This is a genomic window from Vibrio sp. V43_P6S15P86, from assembly GCF_009904725.1.
GTDB classification, from domain to species: domain Bacteria; phylum Pseudomonadota; class Gammaproteobacteria; order Enterobacterales; family Vibrionaceae; genus Vibrio; species Vibrio diabolicus.
The window spans coordinates 1-3950 of the sequence record NZ_WXWT01000357.1; the positions used below are offsets into that span (position 1 = coordinate 1).

Annotated in this window: 4 protein-coding genes; all 4 read left to right on the top strand. The window is 46.4% G+C overall.

Annotation, left to right across the window (positions count from 1 at the left end; translation table 11 throughout):
* Positions 1-198 precede the first annotated feature (198 nt).
* Genes bioB through bioD form a run of 4 tightly spaced genes read left to right on the top strand, consistent with a single transcriptional unit; the run spans position 199 to position 3878 of the window.
* Entirely contained in the window at positions 199-1251 is a 1053-nt protein-coding gene (gene bioB / locus CAG69_RS16035) for a biotin synthase BioB (protein WP_012841957.1), read from the top strand.
* A complete protein-coding gene (gene bioF, locus CAG69_RS16040) occupies positions 1238-2389 on the top strand; it encodes an 8-amino-7-oxononanoate synthase (RefSeq protein WP_161445121.1) in 1152 nt (383 codons plus the stop codon). The genes bioB and bioF overlap by 14 nt, the downstream gene beginning before the upstream one ends.
* Positions 2389-3195, top strand: a complete 807-nt coding sequence (gene bioC / locus CAG69_RS16045; protein ID WP_161445124.1) for a malonyl-ACP O-methyltransferase BioC — start codon at positions 2389-2391, stop codon at positions 3193-3195. The genes bioF and bioC overlap by 1 nt, the downstream gene beginning before the upstream one ends.
* Positions 3192-3878 carry a dethiobiotin synthase gene (gene bioD, locus CAG69_RS16050; protein WP_005390831.1) on the top strand — a complete coding sequence of 229 codons (687 nt, stop codon included), beginning with the start codon at positions 3192-3194 and terminating at the stop codon, positions 3876-3878. Before bioC ends, bioD begins: the two co-directional genes overlap by 4 nt.
* Positions 3879-3950: the final 72 nt, after the last annotated feature.

The following is a 3950-nucleotide window of genomic DNA, read 5'->3' on the forward strand; positions in this document are numbered from 1 at the left end:
CAGGTCAGAGGTGTCAATGTCGAAGTGTAAGGATGCCAGATATGCTGGCGGTCGAAGGCGAGATCCATGTGCGATTCCAATAATAACTTAGAGTGAAAAGTATACAAATGTAAACTTTGTTGTTTTGTGTTGTGTTGACAGTTTATCGAGACTCAGTAGACTGTCAACACAACAAAAAAAGTGATTAAAGGAATACACGTGGAAGTTCGTCATAACTGGACGCATGCTGAAGTGCGCGATCTCATGGAAAAACCATTCATGGATCTCCTATTCGAAGCGCAGCTTGTTCATCGTCAATACCAACAAACCAACCATGTTCAAGTAAGCACGCTTTTGTCGATTAAGACAGGTGCTTGTCCAGAAGATTGTAAGTACTGTCCTCAGAGTGCTCGCTACACCACAGACATTGAAAAAGAGCGTCTGATGGAAGTAGAGCGTGTACTCGACGCCGCACAAAAAGCGAAAAACGCTGGTTCTACTCGATTCTGTATGGGTGCAGCATGGAAAAACCCGAAAGAGCGTGACATGCCGCATTTGACCGACATGATCAAAGGCGTGAAGGGCATGGGTTTAGAAACGTGTATGACATTGGGCATGTTGACGCCGGATCAAGCAAAGCAATTGGCAACCGCTGGTCTGGATTACTACAACCACAACCTAGATACCTCGCCTGAGTTCTACGGCAATATCATTACCACCCGTACTTACCAAGACCGTTTAGACACTTTGTCTCACGTTCGTGATGCTGGCATGAAGATCTGTTCCGGTGGCATCATCGGCATGGGTGAAAGTGCTAACGACCGAGCAGGTTTGTTGGTTGAACTGGCTAATTTGCCAGTACATCCTGAAAGTGTGCCAATCAACATGCTGGTTAAGGTGAAGGGTACACCATTGGAAGAAGTGGACGACGTTGAGCCGTTCGACTTTATTCGTCTGATTGCAATAGCACGAATTATGATGCCCCAATCCGCAGTCCGTTTATCGGCTGGTCGTGAAAACATGAACGAACAAATGCAAGCGCTGTGTTTTATGGCGGGTGCAAACTCCGTCTTCTATGGTTGCAAACTTCTGACCACGCCAAACCCTTCTGAAGACAAAGACATGATGCTGTTCGACAAGCTCGGCATTAACAGCCAAGAGGTGTCTCAAAAACCTGATGAAATCGAAGAAAACGAGTTGCTGGATCGCGTCGTAGAGCGCGTTGCTGCTCGTCCGACAAAAGACGACCTTTTCTACGATGCCAGCGTTTAAATCTCGTATCGAGTCCGCCCTTGCTGAGCGTAAGACGCAAGGGTTGAATCGTTCTATGAATGTGGTGTTTGCCGGTAACCAGTCCGTTTTGGAACACGAAGGCAGACGCTACATCAACTTCTCAAGTAATGATTATTTAGGCTTGGCTAATGACCAAGCGCTTGTTCGTGCTTGGCAGCAAGGTTTAAGCGTATATGGTAGTGGCAGTGGAGCATCACCGATGGTGACTGGTTTTAGTGCCGCGCACAGCAATTTAGAAGCCGCACTGACCGAATGGCTGGGCTACGACAGAGCAATTCTGTTTGGCTCTGGATTCAGTGCTAATCAAGCCTTGTTGTTCACCTTGTTAGAAAAATCAGACGTATTGATCCAAGACCGTTTGAACCATGCCTCACTAATGGAAGCGGGGATGTTGTCACCAGCTAAGATGAAGCGTTTCAAGCACAATGACATCGAGCATCTAAAATCGCTGTTGAATAGCGAAGGCAACCATCTAGTTGTGACTGAAGGGGTATTCAGCATGGACGGTGACTGTGCGCCGCTTGCTGATATCGCTGACGTCACCGGTAATCATGATGCATGGCTTGCTGTAGACGACGCTCATGGTATCGGTGTTCTAGGGGAATCTGGCGGTGGCTCATGTGAATTAGCGGCGGTTAAGCCTGAGATACTGATCGTTACTTTCGGCAAAGCGTTTGGTATGTCTGGCGCGGCTATTTTATGTGACCACGCAACGGGGGACTTTTTAACTCAGTTTGCTCGTCACCATGTGTATTCCACGGCGATGCCTCCTGCACAAGCCTATGCGCTCACGCATGCTGTCTCGATGGTTCAAGAGCAGTCTTGGCGACGTGAAAAGCTCACAGAGTTAAGTGAAGTGTATCGAGATAGCCTCGGCGACGTTGAGGGCTTTGTTGATACTCAAACTTCGATTAAGCCGTTTGTGATTGGTGAATCTGATTTGGCTTTGCGAGTAGCAGGTGCTTGTCGCCAAAACGGTATTTGGGTTACTGCTATTCGTCCTCCAACAGTTCCGAAAGGGACGTCTCGTCTGCGAATCACACTCACTGTTAATCACACTAACGAACAAGTTAAAACGCTTTCAATGGCATTGAAGCAAGCATTAGGAACGCAGTAATGGATAATGCAGAGCAAATGAAGTTGGATTGCTTACTGCCTAATAAACAAGCGATCGCCGCTTCCTTTAGTAAGGCGGCTGACACGTACGACAAACATGCCGCTTTCCAGCGTGATGTCGGCCATCGCTTACTAGACAAACTTCCGAATGAATTAACTCATCAACGTGTTTTGGATTTAGGATGTGGTACGGGCTATTTTTCTCAACTTCTTCAAGAGCGTGGCGCTGAAGTGTTTTGTGTGGACATCTCTCAAGAGATGTTAAGCAAAGCTATGGTGCGCTGTGGCCATGAACGAATGAATTATGTGCTAGCCGACGCAGAAAACTTGCCTTTCGACGATACAAGCTTCGACTACGTATTCTCTAGCTTGGCTTTGCAATGGTGTGCCGATTTAAGTTATCCCCTGAGAGAAGTTCGTCGTGTACTAAAAGCTAATGGGAAGGCGGCTTTTTCTACACTAGCTGAAGGGTCACTGTGCGAGTTGCGAGCATCATGGAAAAAAATTGATGCATATCAACACGTCAATAACTTTCTATCGCTCAATCAGGTAAAAATTGCGTTAGCGCAATCTCGATGTGACAACCATCAACTAGACTTGACCACCATCACAGTTTGGTACGACTCAGCATTTTCAGTTATGCGTGACCTCAAAGGTATAGGTGCAAATCACGTAAGCGGGCGCTCACATGGTTTAACCAGTCGAGAGACTTTGTTGCAAGTTGAGCATGAGTACCAAGCGTTTAAAAATGATCAAGGTCTTCTACCTGCAAGTTATCAGGTTTGTTTTGGAGTAATACATCTATGATTGATGCTTTTTTTATTGCTGGTACGGATACTGATGTAGGAAAAACGGTAGCGTCTAAAGCCATTTTGCAAGCGTTGGCAGCGAAAGGACTAAACACTATTGGTTATAAACCAGTGGCAGCAGGGAGTGATAAGACTGAAGCTGGATGGCGTAACTCTGACGCCTTACATTTACAAGCGGCCGCGACACTTGATGTCGCTTATGATGATGTGAATCCATACGCTTTAGAATTGCCAGCTTCTCCTCACATCGCGGCAAAACATGAACATGTTGAAATAAAATACGAACTCCTCAGTGAAAAGCTGGCTCAACACAAGCAGCAAGCTGATGTTGTTCTCGTTGAGGGCGCTGGTGGTTGGCGTGTGCCTGTGTCAGATACCGACTGTTTATCTACTTGGGTACAAGCAGAGCAGTTACCCGTGGTCTTGGTGGTTGGTATTAAATTAGGTTGTTTGAGCCACGCTTTACTCACGGCTGAGAGTATAAAAGCGGATGGCTTGAATCTTGTTGGTTGGGTGGCAAACCGAGTTAACCCTGGCACCGAGCACTATGCTGATATTATCGAGATGCTTGAAGCGCGTATCGGTGCGCCTAAGCTTGGCGAAATCCCATACATTCCAAGTGCTAAGCGCAAAGAGCTAGGCAAGTACATTAATGTCGAGCCTTTGCTAAATACTGACTGATTGTGTTTAAAATACTAAAAACCAAAGGGCTGCGTAATGCAGCCCTTTTTTTTTATTGGTGTAATCTATAAC